The sequence below is a fragment of the Streptomyces sp. NPDC001450 genome, assembly GCF_053597295.1.
This window is the reverse complement of the sequence record NZ_JBSFHY010000014.1, coordinates 83,452-98,973: the sequence shown is the minus strand read 5'-3', so window position 1 is coordinate 98,973 and position 15,522 is coordinate 83,452. Positions and strand designations below refer to the sequence as shown.

At 71.8% G+C, this 15,522-nt stretch carries 12 protein-coding genes and 2 pseudogenes; 5 read left to right on the top strand and 9 right to left on the bottom strand.

Annotated elements, in window-relative coordinates; translation table 11 throughout:
• Positions 1-7: 7 nt before the first annotated feature.
• A complete protein-coding gene (locus tag ACWC5O_RS17740) occupies positions 8-271 on the bottom strand; it encodes a GlsB/YeaQ/YmgE family stress response membrane protein (protein WP_450587608.1) in 264 nt (87 codons plus the stop codon).
• 216 nt (positions 272-487) lie between these two features.
• Between ACWC5O_RS17740 and ACWC5O_RS17735 the strand changes: the two genes are divergently transcribed.
• Positions 488-1,936: a hydrolase gene (locus ACWC5O_RS17735; protein ID WP_450587606.1), complete on the top strand. Its 1,449-nt coding sequence runs from the start codon at positions 488-490 to the stop codon at positions 1,934-1,936.
• A 38-nt stretch (positions 1,937-1,974) separates the two neighbouring features.
• Here the strand turns inward: ACWC5O_RS17735 and ACWC5O_RS17730 are convergent, their stop codons facing one another.
• Complete coding sequence (locus ACWC5O_RS17730) at positions 1,975-4,698, bottom strand: glycoside hydrolase family 2 protein (RefSeq protein WP_450587605.1); 2,724 nt, start codon at positions 4,696-4,698, stop codon at positions 1,975-1,977.
• 102 nt (positions 4,699-4,800) lie between these two features.
• On the bottom strand, positions 4,801-5,985 hold the full coding sequence (locus tag ACWC5O_RS17725; RefSeq protein WP_450587604.1) for an ROK family protein: 1,185 nt from the start codon (positions 5,983-5,985) through the stop codon (positions 4,801-4,803).
• A gap of 120 nt (positions 5,986-6,105) precedes the next feature.
• Here ACWC5O_RS17725 and ACWC5O_RS17720 point away from each other — a divergent pair, with 120 nt between their 5' ends.
• Positions 6,106-7,563: an APC family permease gene (locus ACWC5O_RS17720; RefSeq protein ID WP_450587602.1), complete on the top strand. Its 1,458-nt coding sequence runs from the start codon at positions 6,106-6,108 to the stop codon at positions 7,561-7,563.
• Positions 7,564-7,835: 272 nt separating this feature from the next.
• Here ACWC5O_RS17720 and ACWC5O_RS17715 read toward each other — a convergent pair whose 3' ends face one another.
• The 3 genes from ACWC5O_RS17715 to ACWC5O_RS17705 form a co-directional block, all read right to left on the bottom strand.
• Complete coding sequence (locus tag ACWC5O_RS17715; protein ID WP_450587600.1) at positions 7,836-8,273, bottom strand: SPW repeat protein; 438 nt, start codon at positions 8,271-8,273, stop codon at positions 7,836-7,838.
• A 199-nt stretch (positions 8,274-8,472) separates the two neighbouring features.
• Positions 8,473-8,655 (bottom strand): hypothetical protein, encoded by a 183-nt coding sequence (locus ACWC5O_RS17710; RefSeq protein WP_450587745.1) that lies wholly within the window; start codon positions 8,653-8,655, stop codon positions 8,473-8,475.
• A 148-nt stretch (positions 8,656-8,803) separates the two neighbouring features.
• Positions 8,804-9,163: a sigma factor gene (locus ACWC5O_RS17705; protein WP_450587598.1), complete on the bottom strand. Its 360-nt coding sequence runs from the start codon at positions 9,161-9,163 to the stop codon at positions 8,804-8,806.
• A 14-nt stretch (positions 9,164-9,177) separates the two neighbouring features.
• Between ACWC5O_RS17705 and ACWC5O_RS17700 the strand changes: the two genes are divergently transcribed.
• Positions 9,178-10,212 carry a MerR family transcriptional regulator gene (locus ACWC5O_RS17700; RefSeq protein WP_450587596.1) on the top strand — a complete coding sequence of 345 codons (1,035 nt, stop codon included), beginning with the start codon at positions 9,178-9,180 and terminating at the stop codon, positions 10,210-10,212.
• 144 nt (positions 10,213-10,356) lie between these two features.
• On the opposite strand, the gene ACWC5O_RS17695 is transcribed toward ACWC5O_RS17700, so the two are convergent.
• The 3 genes and pseudogenes from ACWC5O_RS17695 to ACWC5O_RS17685 form a co-directional block, all read right to left on the bottom strand.
• Positions 10,357-11,481 (bottom strand): FAD-dependent oxidoreductase, encoded by a 1,125-nt coding sequence (locus ACWC5O_RS17695; RefSeq protein WP_450587595.1) that lies wholly within the window; start codon positions 11,479-11,481, stop codon positions 10,357-10,359.
• 377 nt (positions 11,482-11,858) lie between these two features.
• Positions 11,859-12,077: pseudogene (locus tag ACWC5O_RS17690) on the bottom strand (Tn3 family transposase); the annotation flags it as partial.
• Positions 12,078-12,262: 185 nt separating this feature from the next.
• On the bottom strand, positions 12,263-13,315 hold the full coding sequence (locus ACWC5O_RS17685) for an acyl-CoA dehydrogenase family protein (RefSeq protein ID WP_450587594.1): 1,053 nt from the start codon (positions 13,313-13,315) through the stop codon (positions 12,263-12,265).
• Between the two features lie 102 nt (positions 13,316-13,417).
• Between ACWC5O_RS17685 and ACWC5O_RS17680 the strand changes: the two are divergent.
• Positions 13,418-14,058 (top strand): annotated as a pseudogene (locus tag ACWC5O_RS17680) (DUF6596 domain-containing protein); the annotation flags it as partial.
• A gap of 122 nt (positions 14,059-14,180) precedes the next feature.
• Positions 14,181-15,503 carry an aldehyde dehydrogenase family protein gene (locus ACWC5O_RS17675; protein ID WP_450587592.1) on the top strand — a complete coding sequence of 441 codons (1,323 nt, stop codon included), beginning with the start codon at positions 14,181-14,183 and terminating at the stop codon, positions 15,501-15,503.
• The last annotated feature ends 19 nt before the right edge of the window (positions 15,504-15,522 follow it).

The window sequence follows — 15,522 nt, the reverse complement described above, 5'->3', positions numbered from 1 at the left end:
CGCTCCCTCAGCGCCGGGCCTGCGCCCGGTCCAGCGCGGCGACGCCCACGGCCGCGAGGGTGATCTGGATGAACCACTCGATCCAGTCGGGCCCCTTGGTGTCCGCGACCCCGAACCCGGCGGCGATCGCCGAGCCCAGCAGCGCCGCCACGATGCCGACCACGATGGTCCACAGGATGCCGATGTGCTGCCGTCCGGGCACGACCAGCCGGCCCAGCACGCCGATGACGAGCCCGATGACGAGGGCGCTGATGAGTCCTGAAATCTCCATGTCCACCCCTCTTCGTAGCGTTCCCCGCTGAAGTTCCATGTGCCCGCTGCGGCCGGAGGCACTCCGCTCCGCTCATTTGCCGGGACTTTCTGTTCACCGAGCCGTCATGCCATGTACCTTTCAACCAATCGACGCGTGTAGAACCCTCAAGCGGGTTCTACGCGCGCAGACTTGGCGCCCCACCGCCTCTCCCCACCCCTCATGGAGGTTCGCCGGATGCTCGGATCGACAAGATCCCGCCGCAGATTCACCACCGCCCTGGCCGGACTCGGGCTGCTCGTCACGTCCGCAGCCCTGCAGGTCGGCACCAGCGCCACCCCCGCCCACGCGGCCACCACGCACCGGATCCTGTTCGACAACGCCCATGCCGAGACGGCCGGCAACGCGGACTGGATCATCTCCACCAGCCAGCCCGACCCGCTCGGTCAGGACTCCTCCCCGTCGGCCGAGACGGACTGGACCGGCGCCCTGTCCTCCTGGGGCGTCGACCTGCAGAAGACCGGCAGCTACAGCCTGAAGACGCTGGCCTCGGGCTCCAGCCTCAGCTACGGCGGCTCGTCGAGCACCGACCTGTCGAACTTCGACACGCTGGTCCTGCCCGAGCCCAACACGATGTTCACGACCGCCGAGAAGACGGCGATCATGAACTTCGTGAAGAACGGCGGCGGCCTGTTCATGATCTCCGACCACACCGGAGCCGACCGCAACAACGACGGCTACGACGCGGTCGAGATCCTCAACGACCTGATGACGAACAACAGCGTCGACTCCACCGACCCGTTCGGCTTCTCCATCGACTCGCTGAGCATCAGCTCCGACTACCCGCCGGCGATCAGCGACAGCACCGACCCGGTCCTGCACGGCTCCTTCGGCACCGTCACCAAGAGCCTGATCGCCAGCGGCACCACCGCCACGCTCAAGCCCGCCGACAACTCCAGCGTCAAGGGCCTGCTCTACCGCACCGGTTACTCCGGCAACACCGGCGCCTTCTTCCTGACGTCCACCTTCGGCAGCGGCCGCGTCGCCTTCTGGGGCGACAGCTCGCCGATCGACGACGGCACCGGCCAGTCCGGCAACACCCTGTACGACGGCTGGAACGACTCCGGCGCCACCAACGCGGCCCTCGCCCTCAACGCCACCGCCTGGCTGGCCGGCGCGGGCACCAGCGGTGGAGGTGGCGGCACCGGCACCTGCACCGCCGCCCAGCTCCTCGGCAACAACGGCTTCGAGTCCGGCAACTCCACCTGGAGCGCCACCAGCGGCGTCATCACCAACTCCAGCGGCGAGTCCGCCCGTTCCGGCTCGTACTACGCCTGGCTCGACGGCACCGCGACCGCGACCACCGACACGCTCTCCCAGTCGGTGACCATCCCGTCCGCCTGCACGACGGCCACGCTCGGCTTCTATCTCCACATCGACACCGCGGAGACCACGACCACCACGGCCTACGACACCCTGAAGGTCCAGGTCCTCAACAGCTCCGGCACCGTGCTCGGCACCCTGGCGACGTACTCGAACCTCAACGCCGCCTCCGGCTACACCCAGCGCAGCTTCAACCTGAGCAGCTACGCCGGGCAGACCGTCACCCTCAAGTTCACCGGCACCGAGGGCTCCAAGCTCCAGACGTCGTTCGTCGTGGACGACACCGCGCTCAACGTCAGCTGAGCCGTGCGGGGGTGGGACGTCCGGCCCACCCCCGCACGTCAGGCGGCCGGGACCGTCTGCTCGGGCGTGTTCCAGCCGGAGACCCGCACGCCCGGCGCCGAACCGTGCAGGTCGGCGGTCCGGTAGGTCGCGGTCAGCGTCACCGACTCGCCCGGCCACAGACCGACCTCGTTGTCCGACCACCGCACCGGCAGCACCGCCTTCCCCTGGGCGTCGACCAGGTGGACGTCCGTGAACAGCGACGGGGTCCGGCCGCTGCCCACGTTGCGCAGGGTCACCGTCGTGGTCGACGTACCGCCGGACGACTCGGTCGAGGCCGTGGCCGACACCGGCGCCTGCGCCATCGAGGCGAGCCCCTTCAGGTCGGCGTAGCCGGTCGTCGGCGTGTAGTACCAGGTGGTCTTCGCCCAGTCGAGCCGGTCGGCCTTGGTGGAGAGCCAGTAGACGTTCCGGCTCACCTCCCTGCCGTCCGCGCCGGTCAGCGTCAGCCGCAGCAGGTACGTGGACGACAGGCCGCTCACCGACGCGGGCAGGGTGAGCGCGGTGCCGTGCGCACCGTCGCCGTTCACCGTCATCCCGGTCACGGTCTTGTCGTACTTCTGTGTGCCGTCGGGGTTGAACAGCGTGGCTCGCGCGGTGAGTCCACCGGCCGAGGTGTGCCGGTTGTTCACGACGACGACCGAGCGGTCGTCGTAGGAGTACTGGACGTGCAGCGGCTCGTTCGCCTTCTTGGCGCCGAAGTAGGCACCGCCCTGGTCCAGATAACGGTCCATCAGCTGCCAGTGCAGCGAGGTCCAGCCACTGTTGAACATCCAGTAGATCATCCCGGTGGCGGGCTTGCTCGAGTCCGTCGCGTTGCGCGCGTAGGCCTCGTACTGGGCGCGCACGTTCTCGTACTGGGCGAGCTGCGCCTTGCGCACGTAGTCGGCGAGGCCGGTCGGGGCGCCGTAGCGGCCGGTGAGGGCGGCGTCGTAGATCTTGAGGGTGCCGAACACAGGCGAGGGCGAACGGTGGTACTGCCTGGTGTCCGGGTTCTTCCAGAGGGTGTCGAGTTCGGCGGGCGTCATCATCCGGCGCAGGGTCTCGAGCGTGGGGATGTCGGGGCCAGCGCTGGTCTCGGAGTTGAAGCCGGTGGCCCCGCCCTCGCGCTTGGCGTACCAGTAGTTCGGGGGGATCCAGTCGTAGGGCCCGGACATCTTCATGCCCGAACTGCCCAGCTGGGGCGAGGACCTGTCGGAGGCCGAGGAGACCACCGGGTTCGGCCAGTCGGCTGCCTTCAAGGCGTCCAGGTAGTTCTTCTCGATGGTCGCGTCGGGCGCGTAGTCGCTGCCGATCAGGAAGGAGATCACGCTCGGGTGGTCGCGCAGCCGGGCGGCCTCGGCGGCCATCGATGCCTTGGCGATCGGGTAGTCGGCGGCGGTCCACTCGTCGCCGGTCTCGCCACTGCCGTTGACCTGGCCCTCCCACTTGTCGCAGCACTCCCAGCCCGGCAGCGTGAGCACGCCGTAGCGGTCGGCGAGGCCGAAGAACTCGTCCGGCTCGATGTGGCCTTCCAGGCGGATGGTGTTCAGCCCGAGGTCGAGGGCGTACTTCAGCCGGTCCTCGACGTAGGCGGTGTCCCAGCGCAGGAACTCGTCCGGCGACCAGCCGCCGCCCCTGATCAGCAGCTTGCGGCCGTTGATCCGGTACTGGCGGGCGCCGTCGGAGTTCAGGGGCGCCTGCACGTCGCGGATGCCGAAACTCTCGTGGGCGGTGTCCGAGGCCGTGCCGGACACGGACGCGGTGAGGTCCAGGTCGTACAGCGGCTGGCCGCCCATACCGGCAGGCCACCACACCCTCGGGGAACTGAGGTGGAGTCCCGGGACATCGGCGGGGGAGAAGGCGACGGTCTTCGTCTCGTGCGCGGCGAGCGGCACGGACCTGGTGAAGGCCGTCCCGGCGACGGTGCCGGAGATCTCGGCCGTGACCGCCGTCCCGGAGTCGTTGCGGGCCTGCGCCTTGACGGTCAGATCGGCGGTGGCCAGCGACGGCACGGCGAGCTTGGTCACCACGTGTGCGTCGCGCAGCGCGACCGGGCCGCCCCGGCGGACCAGGACGTCACGGACGATGCCCATGTTCCGGTCGGGCGGCGGCTGGAGCCAGTCGATCCAGCCCATGGTGAGGTTCTTGTTGGGCTCGTTGGGCTGGACACGGAAGGCGACCGTGTTCGTGCCGGACTTCACCAGCGAGGAGATGTCCAGCTCGTGGTGGGTGTAGGCGCCGGTGACGTCGGCGGCCCGGGCCACCTGACGGCCGTTCACATAGACGTCGGCCGCCGAGATCACGCCGCTGAAGTCGAGATGGGTGCGCTCGGTGGTGTCGGCGACCGTGAAGTCGGCCCGGTACCACCACGGGACCTTGAAGTCGGCCCTGGGGATCTTGTCCTGGTTGGTGGAGTGGAACGGGTCCGCGTAGCGGCCGTTCGCGAGCAGCGCCGCGAGGACCGTCGAGCGCGGGCCCGCCGGATACCAGCCGGTCGCCGGGTAGCCGGGGGAGGAGACGGCCTCCGCGGAGTCGCCGACCTTCGCCGTCGACTGGATCGCGTAGCCGGACAGCGGGGTGCTGCTTCCGGCGGCGGAGGGGACGTGCGTGACCCGGGCGTGCCGGTGCGCCGGGGCTGGATCCCGGGACCCGGCCCAGGCACTTGTGGACAGCGAGCAGAGCAGACCCAGGGCCACTGCGGCCGTGGCGAGGCGGTGTCTGCGGGCGGGGCGAGGGAACACGGCGGTCTCCAGGCATCGTAAAGTTAGGAAACTTTACTAACCTGCCTCAAGCTAGGGCGCCGGGTGTGCGGTGTCAATCATCGTGGCCGCCGCGGCAGATGCTCAGAGCCCGGACGTCCTGTGCTCGAACACCATCTCCCGCGCCGTGCCCAGAGCCGTCGCCACCGCGCCCAACAGGACCGCGTCCTCACCCAGTCGGCTGGGTGCGAGCTTGGGCCGCAGCGGAGTGAGCGTGCGCAGATGCTCCCGCACCGGCCGCAGCAGCAGGTCCACGCTGTGGCCCACTCCGCCGCCGAGCACGACGAGGTCCGGGTCGAGCACCGCGGCCGCGGCCGCCACGGTGTGCGCGATCCGCTCGCCCTCCAGCTCCACCGCCTGCATCGCGGCCGTGTTGCCCTGCCGGGCCGCGTCGAACACGGCCTTCGCCGTGAGCTGCCCGCGCATCCCGAAGTGCCGCGCGGCCTCCACGACGGCCACCCCCGACACCGCGTCCTCCAGCCGCTCCGGCTTCTGCCGGCCGGGCCACGGCAGGAAGCCGATCTCCCCGGCCAGCCCGTGCGCTCCCGTGAACAGCCGACCCTCGCTGACGACACCCATACCGAGACCGGTGCCGATCAGGATGTACGCGAACAGCCGGCTGCCCGCGCCGACCCCGTACGTGTACTCGCCGAGGGCGGCCAGGTTGGCGTCGTTGTGCACCTCCAGCGGTATGCCCAGCTCCCCGCGCAGGCGGTCCAGCAGCCCCGCCCGGCCCCACCCCGGCAGATGCATCGCGTACCGCACCCGCCGCTGCTTCTCGTCGTAGACCCCGGGCGTGCCCACCACGCCGTGCACCACCTCCGCCGGGTTCACCCCGGAGTTCGCGACGACCTGGCGGGCGGTGCCCACGACCAGGTCGGCGAGGGCGTCCGCGCCGCGGGCGGGGTTGCGCACATCGGACCGGGCGACCACCGTGCCGTCCAGGTCGGCCAGTGCGACCCGCAGCCAGCTGCGGCCTATGTCGACGCCGAGCGCGTAACCGGCGGCCGGGTCGGGTGCGTACAGGACGGCGACGCGCCCGCGCTCGGGGGCATGGGTGCCGACCTGGTGCACCAGTCCGGCCGTTTCCAGCGAGGCGAGCGCACTGGAGACCGTCGGCTTGGACAGGCCGGTCTCCCGGGCCAGCTGGGCACGCGAGGCGGCGCCGTGGTGGCGCAGCCGGTCGAGGAGCAGCCGCTCGTTGGCGCTGCGCAGCCGCCGACGGCTCCAGGGCTGTTCGTGCTGTGCTGCGGCGTCGCTGGCGGGCATCGCACCATTCTCACGCATTACTGACGCATGCTTGACGTATCTAGTAAGGCTCCTTAACTTTATCGGCCATCCCGCCTCCTCCGGCAGACCCCCTCTCCGTGCCTCGCGTCAGGAGCCCCCATGTCCGGTAGCCCGCCACCCTCGGGTGGCTTCGTCCGCCGTGTCGGCCTGTTCCAGGCCACGGCCATCAACATGAGCCAGATGTGCGGCATCGGCCCGTTCGTGACGATCCCGCTGATGGTCGCGGCGTTCGGCGGCCCCCAGGCGGTCATCGGATTCGTCGCGGGCGCCCTGCTGGCGCTCTGCGACGGCCTGGTGTGGGCCGAGCTGGGCGCCGCCATGCCCGGCTCCGGCGGCAGTTACGTCTACCTCCGCCAGGCCTTCCAGTACCGCACCGGACGGCTGATGCCGTTCCTGTTCGTGTGGACGGCGATGCTCTTCATCCCGCTGATCATGTCCACCGGCGTGGTCGGCTTCGTCCAGTACCTGGGCTATCTCGCCCCCGACCTCGGCCGGACCTCGGGCGACCTGATCGGCCTCGGCGTCATCGCCCTCGTCGTCCTCCTGCTGTGGCGCGGTATCGAGCACATCGCCCGCATCACCGCCGTGATGTGGACCGTGATGATCGCCTCGGTCCTCCTGGTGATCGTCGCCGCGGCCACTGACTTCAGCCCGCACCGGGCGTTCACCTACCCGGCGCACGCCTTCGACCTCACCTCGAACCATTTCTGGCTCGGGTTCGCCGCGGGCCTGACCATCGGCATCTACGACTACCTCGGCTACAACACCACCGCCTACATGGGCGCCGAGATCAAGGACCCCGGCCGCATCCTGCCGCGCTCCATCCTCTTCTCGATCCTCGGCATCATGGCGATCTACCTGCTCCTGCAGATCGGCACGCTCGGCGTCCTCGACTGGCACCGCATGACCGACCCGAAGGACATCGCCTCCACCTCGGTCGCCTCGGCGGTGCTGGAGGAGACCTGGGGCAAGGGTGCCGCCGACACGGTGACCGTCCTCATCCTGATCACGGCCTTCGCCTCGGTCTTCACCGGCCTGCTCGGCGGCTCCCGCGTCCCCTACGACGCGGCCCGCGACCGGGTCTTCTTCCGCCCGTACGAGAAGCTGCATCCGAAGCACCGCTTCCCGATGCTGGGCCTGGCGACCATGGGCGTGATCACCGCGGTCGGCTTCCTGATCGGCCGCCACACCGACCTCGCCACGCTGATCCAGTTGCTCACCACGGTGATGGTTCTCGTCCAGGCGCTGGCCCAGATCGTCGCGCTCTCCGTCCTGCGCGAGCGGCAGCCGGCCCTGCGCCGCCCGTACCGGATGTGGCTCTACCCGCTGCCCGGCATCATCGCCTTCGCCGGCTGGTGCGTGATCTACGGGTACGCCGACAGGAACTCCCCGGGTCGTCACCCCATCGAGTGGTCCCTGGGCTGGCTCGCCCTCGGCTGCGTGGCCTTCCTGATCTGGGCGCGGCTGGAGAAGGTGTGGCCGTTCGGGGCGCGGGAGATCAGCGAGGAGTACCTGTCCCCCGCACCGGTGCCGGACGGTCAGCCGGCGGGGGCCTGACTCCAACAGCCGCGCGCTGCACCGAAGTCACCACCATCCGTGACGCCTCCCCGGCCGGACATGTCTCCGCCGGGGAGGCGGCGCGTGCTCGGGCGTCTGCCCGGGAGAGACGACCTCGGTGAACTCGCTGCCGACCGAGCCCTGGTGCACGCCCTGAACTGGCTTGCCGCCAAGGGCACACGGAGGCCGGTCCGCCCGGGCGGACCGGCCCCGTCTTCCTTTCGTGGCCTTCACTTCCTTCGACGTGGTCCTCCCTTCCTCGTGTCCTGTCCTTATGGCTTGGGGACGCTCTTCGCAGCCGTACCGGCGCACATCAGGCCGAGAACGATGGCCAGAGCGCCGATGATGATGTTGTTGAGGATCACGCCGGTGTCCGGGCTGCTGCCCACGATCCACGGCGCGATGATCATCCAGACACCCATGGCGCAGATGGCCCAGCTGAGGCCGTACATCCGCTCGGGGGCCGAGGTGAACCCCAGGGCCAGCAGGCCTATGGCGATGCCCACGATCAGGTTGTGTGTGGCGAGCGCCGGCTGGCTTGTCGTGTAGTGCAGGATCCACGGAGATGCCGCGCAGTACAGGCCGAGCAGGAACACCGGCCCGTCCACCAGCGCCACATCACGACCACCGAGCATGCGGGCGTAGCGCGCCCGCATCTCGGAGATATCAGGGTGAGTCGTCATATCGCCCCTGTGCGAGACGTTGGCCATGACTCGTCTCCTTCGTGACTTGCGGGCCTGACCGCCTCTGGTGCGGTGTGTGGTAAGCGCCGCGTACCTAGTTTCCTCTTATTCGCCCTTTATGTGTAGAGGTCGGTGCGCCCCTTTGACCGTGCGGTCCGGCAGGGAGGAGAGCCCCCGAAGAGCGCCGACTCTCTCCGGGGGCCGACGGAGGGGAGGGAGCGGCGTCTCAGCGGCGATCTCCGGGAAACCGCACTGTTTCCGCATCGAAGGCTCCCGCCTGGACCGGACCGAGCAGGCGCCGGAGACGGTCCAGGCCGCGCCGGGCGTGGCTCTTCACGGTGCCGAGGGGCCACCCCGTGCGTGCGGTGATCCGGGCCTGGGGGAGGTCCTCACAGGAGGCCGGGCGCAGGACCTCCCGCTGCGGCGCGGGCAGTTGGCCAGTATGTGCCGGACGAGGAGGCGGTCCGGCGTCGCCTCGGGGCCCGGCTCGGTGGTGCCGGTGCGTACGAGGGCCGAGCCTGCGGCCGTGACCAGGGACGCCCGCCGGGTCCGCGCGGTCAGGGCGTCGGCGATTGGGCGCCGGGTGATGCAGGCGATCCGGCCGGCCGGCCGGCCGGCGGACCGCGCTCGGGCCGGTATCCGTGCAGGGCTCGCCACACCCCGAGGAACACCTGCTGGGCGACGTCCTGCGCCTTCCCGGCATCGCCGAGCGAACGCTGTGCCGGGCCGTACACGAGCGCGGACCGGCGCCGGTGGATCGGCCGGGCAGGCGTCGTCACCCGTCGGCAGGCTCCGTTCGGGCTCCTCGTCGCTGCGGGGCTCCTCGACGTGGTGCTGCATGATCGCTCCTCGCATGAGACGGTGCCGTCATCCTCGGAGCGCGGGATCCGTGGCCTCAAACCGCGTCGATTCTGCATCGTATAGTCGCGGTGTGGACGGAAAGCACGTCGGTGCCGACCCGGCCGCCCCGGACGGAGGGGCGGCCGAGGCGGGCCTGACCACGGGTGCCCTCGCGCGCCGGCTCGGAGTCTCACCCACCACCCTGCGCTCCTGGGAACGCCGCTACGGCATCGGCCCCGCCGAGCGCGTGGCGGGTCGGCACCGGCGCTGGTCGCCCCGGGACGTGGCCGTGCTGGAGACGATGTGCCGGTTGACCTCGGCCGGTCTGGCCCCCGCCGAGGCAGCCCGGGCCGCACGGCACGACGCCCTCGCGGGCGCGCCCCGGTCACTGGCCGCCCAGGACGAGGAGACCGTCGGCGGACCCGCGCCCGCGCACTCCACCACGGCCGCCGCGCCGCCCTTGGGCGGCGTGCGCCAGGAGTGCCGTGGCCTGGCCCGCGCCGCGGTCCGCCTGGACGCGCCGACCGTGGAGGAGCGGCTGGCCGCCGCCGTGGCCGGGTTCGGCCTCACCCGCGCCTGGCAGGAGGTCATGGTGCCCACCCTGCATGCCGTGGGCCGCAAGTGGGCGACGTCCGCAGACCGCTATGTGGAGGTGGAGCACCTGCTGTCCTGGCATGTCTCCACCACCCTGCGCCGGCACACCCGGCCGCTCGTCGCGTCCGCCGGTCCCACGGCGGCGGGCCCGGTCCTGCTGGCCTGCGTGCCCGGCGAACAGCACACCCTGCCCCTGGAGGCGCTCAATGCCGGACTGAGTCAACTCGGCATCGCCACACGGATGTTCGGCGCCGCCGTGCCCGCGGAGGCGCTCGCGGCGGCGGTACGGCGCCTGGGCCCGGCCGCTGTGGTGCTGTGGGCGCAGGCCCGCTCCACGGCGAGCCTGCCGCTGGCGCAGCACATCGCGGCCACGGAGTGGGGGGTGAGGGGAGCCAGGTCGCGGCCTCTGGTCGTGCTCGGCGGCCCCGGCTGGGCGGGCCGGCCCAGCCGCGCCATGCTCCGCCCGACCAGCCTGCCCCAAGCCCTCGACGCGCTGGCGTTGGCCTGTCGGCAACCGGGCCGGGAACTGTAGAACGCCCCGCAGAGCGGACCGACCGTCCTCAGTCGCGTCCGCGAGCCCGCTTGAAGCGGGCCGACCCGTCGGACAGATCGGTGATCGGGTCCGGAAACATGTCGGCGGCCGCCCGCTCCGGGCCCGGTGCGGGCCTTGAGCGGCTCACCGGCCCTGCTCGAACAAGGTGATCAGGCGGTGGGGTGCGTCGTCGCCGAAGAGGAGGTCATTGAGCTGAGCGCCTTCGGCGGCGGCCGCGGCGCTGCGGGGGAACATGGACTCCTCGTATCGGCTCAGCGCGGTCTCGACGTCATCGGGGTGCGCGGCGATGGCCTCGCCGAGTTCGGCACCGTCGTACATGGCCAGGTTGGCGCCTTCGCCGTTCGGGGCCGCGAGGTGGGCGGCGTCGCCGAGCAGGGTCGCCCCCGGCACCCGGTCCCACCGGTGCTCGATCGGCAGGGCGTGCAGGGGGCGCAGGACCGGAGCGGTCTCGCTGTCGGTGATCAGCGCGGTGAGCTCCGGTGCCCAGCCGTCGAACTCCGCGGTGATCCGCGCGGTCGCCGCGGCGGTATCGGTGAAGTCGATGTCGGCGAACCACTCCAGCGGCCTGGAAAGCGCCACGTAGGTGTGGAGGGTTCCGCCTCGCTCCCGGTGAGCCTGGATCCCCTTGCCCGGCGCGAGCGCGAACAGCGACCCGTCGCCGACCGCTTTCGCGGGTGCCGGGTGCCGGGTGTCGCCGTCGAACAGGTAGGTCTCGACGAACGACCTGCCGGTGTACTCGGGTGTGGCGTCGGAGAGCAGCGGCCGGACCCGGGACCATGCGCCGTCCGCGCCGACCAGCAGACTCGTGACGACGGTGGCGCCGTCGACGAAGGTCACCTCGTGACGGCCCTCGCCCAGAGCACGGGCACCGCTGACCTTGTGACCCCACCGGACGGTGCCGGCCGGGAGCGAGTCGAGCAGGATCCGCCGCAGTTCGCCGCGCTGCACCTCGGGGCGCTCGCCCGTGCCGTCGTCGGGCACGTCGGCCAGAACGGTCCCGTCCGGTGCGAGGAACCGCCTCGCCTCGCGGCCCTCCAGGATCAGGCCGCGGAACTCGTCCATCAGGCCCGCCGCCCGGAGAGCCGGCTGGCCGTTGTAGTCGTGGATGTCGAGCATCCCGCCCTGCGCGCGCGCCCTCGGGGAGGACTCCGCCTCGTAGACCGTGGCCGGGATTCCGTGGACGTGCAGGACGCGGGCGAGAGTGAGGCCGCCGAGCCCGGCACCGATGATCGTGACATCGTTGCTCATGGTGATTCCTTGCCTGTCGCACGCCTGCCGGACGGGCACCCGGCAGGATCTCTGGAAAGGTGCCGGACCCCGCCGACAAGCCGCCGACACCGGACCGACAGATCCCCGATACGTGCGGGCCAGGTCATCACCTCGACCCAGTAGGCGCTGGACTTCGGCGGCTCGACCTCCTGGAGCCGATACAGACCGTCGTCCCGGTGCGCGGTCAGCCCGCCGCCCTCCGAATCCGCGGCGATCCACTCCTTCACCTCGGCGTCCGATCGTGCGCATGCTCGCGTTCCGGCGTCGCTCCCCGGGCGGCGAGGTCCGGCCCGCACGGGGCGAGACGAGCGGCAGGCCCTGGGCGGGTCCGCCGACCTCGTGTCCGTGAGAGGAGAGAGGCGGGCGACGCCCTCGCCCTCGCCCTTGCGGTAGGCCTGGCGGAGCTGGCCCCGGCCACCAGGGCGGATCGCGCGCGCCAGGCGGTGGCGCGACGCCTGCACGGTCAACTGCCGGTTCATCAGCCGGCGGTGGGTGTCGTCGACCGGGTCGAGCAAGGCGAGCAGGTGCACGGACTTGTCGATCCGGCCGTACTCGGCGAACTCGGCGCTGCTCGGCCGCCGTCCTGGCCTCCGACACCTGCCGGGCCGGCCCGCTCACCCCGGGCCACAGCACCCTGTTCGTGCGCAGTCACGGCACCGCGTGGTTGAACAGTGCCACCCGTGCATACCCCGGCCGCTGCCCCGGTCGGTGCTCGGTGCCCGCCCGGAAGCGGCGTCCGGTTCACGCCCTGCTGTCGGCTTCACGACCTGCCGTCGGCCGAACCCCCGGCCAGCGCCCGCAGGTGCGCCTGCCGAGTCTCCGCCGTCTGCCCCTGCACCAGCAGGAACAGCCCCTCGCGGGCCAGTCGTTGGGCGCGGCTGGTCAGGGACAGCGCGCGGCCGCCGCCTGCCACCACCGCCGCCGTGGTGGCCGTACCCAGCACGTCGTACGCCTCGGCCCGCACGGCCAGCCGTTCCGCGACTCGCTCGAGCGGGGCCGGGTGGTCGGCCAGGGCGTAGGCGCGACGGCGGACGTCGGCGAGGCGGGCGCGCAGCGGGCCGGCGGACTCCTCGTCCAGCAAGGACAGTGCCGCCTCCGCGATGCCGAAGACCGCCGGGTTGGCGTTGAGCGTCCTGGCCCGGTCGCCGGGCGCCCACGACTCGTACGGCGTCCGCAGGACCACCGCCTCCTCGGGGACCCGCAGGCCGTCCAGCTCCAGCGACACCGTGCGGGCGGCGGTGAGCGCCGCGAGGCGCAGTGGTGCCGAGGCCCGCAGGCCCGGCTGGTCACGTGCCTCGACGAAGGCGAACAGGGCCTCGTCAGCCTCGGTCACCCCAGCGAGCAGCATGACGTCGTTCAGGCCCCATCCGGTGTACCAGGGGACGGCCCCGTCGAATCGCCGGCCGCCGCCATCCCGCCGGACCCGCACCGGGACGCGCGGATACGCCCGCAGATGCGCGTACGCCACCCCGGACAGCAGCTCGCCGCGTGCCAGAGGGCCCAACAGGCGCTCTTGTACCGGCAGTTCACTCTTCGCCAGCGTCTGCACCGGCGTGTGGTGCTGCGTCTGCACGAACCACGTCGAGCAGCACGCCCCGGCCAGAATCTCCGCGGTTTCCCGCAGCACGGCCGGCGGTGCCCCCGAGCCGCCGTACGCGACGGGTGCGACGACGCCGAGCAGCCCGGACCGCTTCACCGCCTCGATGTGGCTCGCGGGGACGCCCTCCTGGTCCACCCGCTCGGCCTCGGGGGCGAGCAGGTCGGCGGCGAGCCGCCGGGCGCGGAGGACGAGCGGATGCGCGGTGTCGGTCATGCGGAGGATTCTTCCGAAGACCGCCGCCGGATTTTTCCTCCGGATCCGTGGCGCGCGGTGTCGATCAGGGCTCCGCCCGTTCGTGTAGGAGGTGACAGTCGGATCTTCAACGAGGGCTGCACCGGCGATCCCGCCCTGTGCGCGGAAGCCGTACGGCTCGGCCGGCTGCCGGCTGAGCTGATGCCGGACGAACCCGAGGTCACCGGCTGCTCGCCCTGATGCTGATCGAGGCGCGCCGGCCGGCAGGCAGGGCGCCCTGGTGGCGCTGCCCGAGCAGGACCGCGGCCGGTGGGACCGGGGCCTGATCGCCGAGGGCCAGGACCTGGTCCGCCGCTGCCTGCGCCGCGACCGCCGGGGCCGTACCGGATCCAGGCGGCGATCAACGCCGTGCACGGCGACGCACCGATCGCCGCCGCCAGCGACTGGGGTCGGATCCTCAGCCTGTGTGACCAGCTGACAGCGTCGCCCGTCGGCCCGTCGGCCCGTCGCCGGTCGTCGCGCTGGACCGGGCGGTCGCGGTGGCGGAGGCCGAGGGCCCGGCCGAGGCGCTGGGGCTGGCCGACTCCCTCGACCTCACCGGCCACCACGTCCTGCATGCCGTCCGCGCCGGCCTGCTGCGCCGCCTGGACCGGCCCGCCGAGGCCGCGACGGGGTACGCGAAAGCCGCAGAGCCGGCGGCGAGCGAGGCCGAACGGGCCTGCCTGGAGCGGTGCCGACGGGGCCTGGACCACCGGACGACGTGATCCTCGTCACCGACCACAGTCGGCGGAATTTACTTGGGTACCTGAAAGGTTGGTATTTACATCTGACCGTGCGAGACCCTACGCTCGGGCCGACCAGCCCGTGCACGACCAGCGAGGCATCCGTGAACCACTCCACCCCCGAGCAGCCCGCCGACGTCGTGGCCCGGCTGCGCGCCACCTTCCGCACCGGCCGCACCAAGCCCGTCGAGTGGCGCACCGACCAGCTCCGGCGCCTGCGCGCGATGCTCACGGAGAACGGCGCGGACCTCGCCGCCGCCCTCCATGCCGACCTGGGCAAGAGCGGCACCGAGGCCTACCGCACCGAGATCGACTTCACCATCCGGGAGATCGATCACACCCTCGAGCACCTGGACGAGTGGCTGCGCCCGGAGTCCGCGCCCGTCCCGGCGCACCTCGGCGGCGACGCGACGGCGTGGACGCAGTACGACCCGCTCGGCGTCGTCCTCGTGATCGCCCCCTGGAACTACCCGGCCCAGCTCCTGCTCGCCCCCCTGGTCGGCGCGCTGGCCTCCGGCAACGCGGTCGTGGCCAAGCCGAGCGAACTGGCCCCGGCCACCTCGGCCGCGCTGGCCGAGCTGATCCCCGCCCATCTCGACACCGACGCCGTCGCCCTGGTCGAGGGCGGCATCCCGGAGACCACGGCCCTGCTCGCCGAGCGCTTCGACCACATCTTCTACACCGGCAACGGCACCGTCGGCCGCATCGTGATGCGCGCCGCCGCCGAGCACCTCACCCCGGTCACCCTCGAACTGGGCGGCAAGTCCCCGGTGTTCGTCGACCGCGGCACCGACCTCGACGTGGTCGCCGACCGGCTGGCGCGCGGCAAGTTCCTGAACGCGGGCCAGACCTGCGTCGCCCCCGACTACGTCCTCGCCGACCCGGAGACCGCCGCCGCCCTGGAGGCCGCGCTGGTCCGCGCCGTCGAGACCCTCTTCGGCGCCGACCCGCAGGCCTCGCCCGAGTACGGCCGGATCGTCAACGAGCGCCACTTCGACCGGCTCTCCGCCCTGCTCGGCTCCGGCCGGGTGGCGGTCGGCGGCGGCAGCGACCGTGCGGACAAGTACATCGCGCCGACCGTGCTCGCGGACGTCGACCCGAAGTCCCCCGTGATGAGGGAGGAGATCTTCGGCCCGATCCTGCCGATCGTCACCGTGCCCGGCCTGGACGCGGCGATCGACTTCATCAACGAACGCGACAAGCCGCTCGCGTTGTACGTCTTCAGCGCGTCCGAGGAGACCCGCGGGCGCATCGCCGCCGAGACCTCCTCCGGCGGCCTCGGCCACGGCCTGCCGCTCGCCCACCTGACCGTCTCCGACCTGCCGTTCGGCGGTGTGGGGGAGAGCGGTATGGGCAGCTACCACGGGCGCTACTCGATCGAGACGTTCAGCCACCGCAAGGCCGTGCTGGCCAAGCCGCTCGACTGAAGGGACGGTTCCGGGGCGC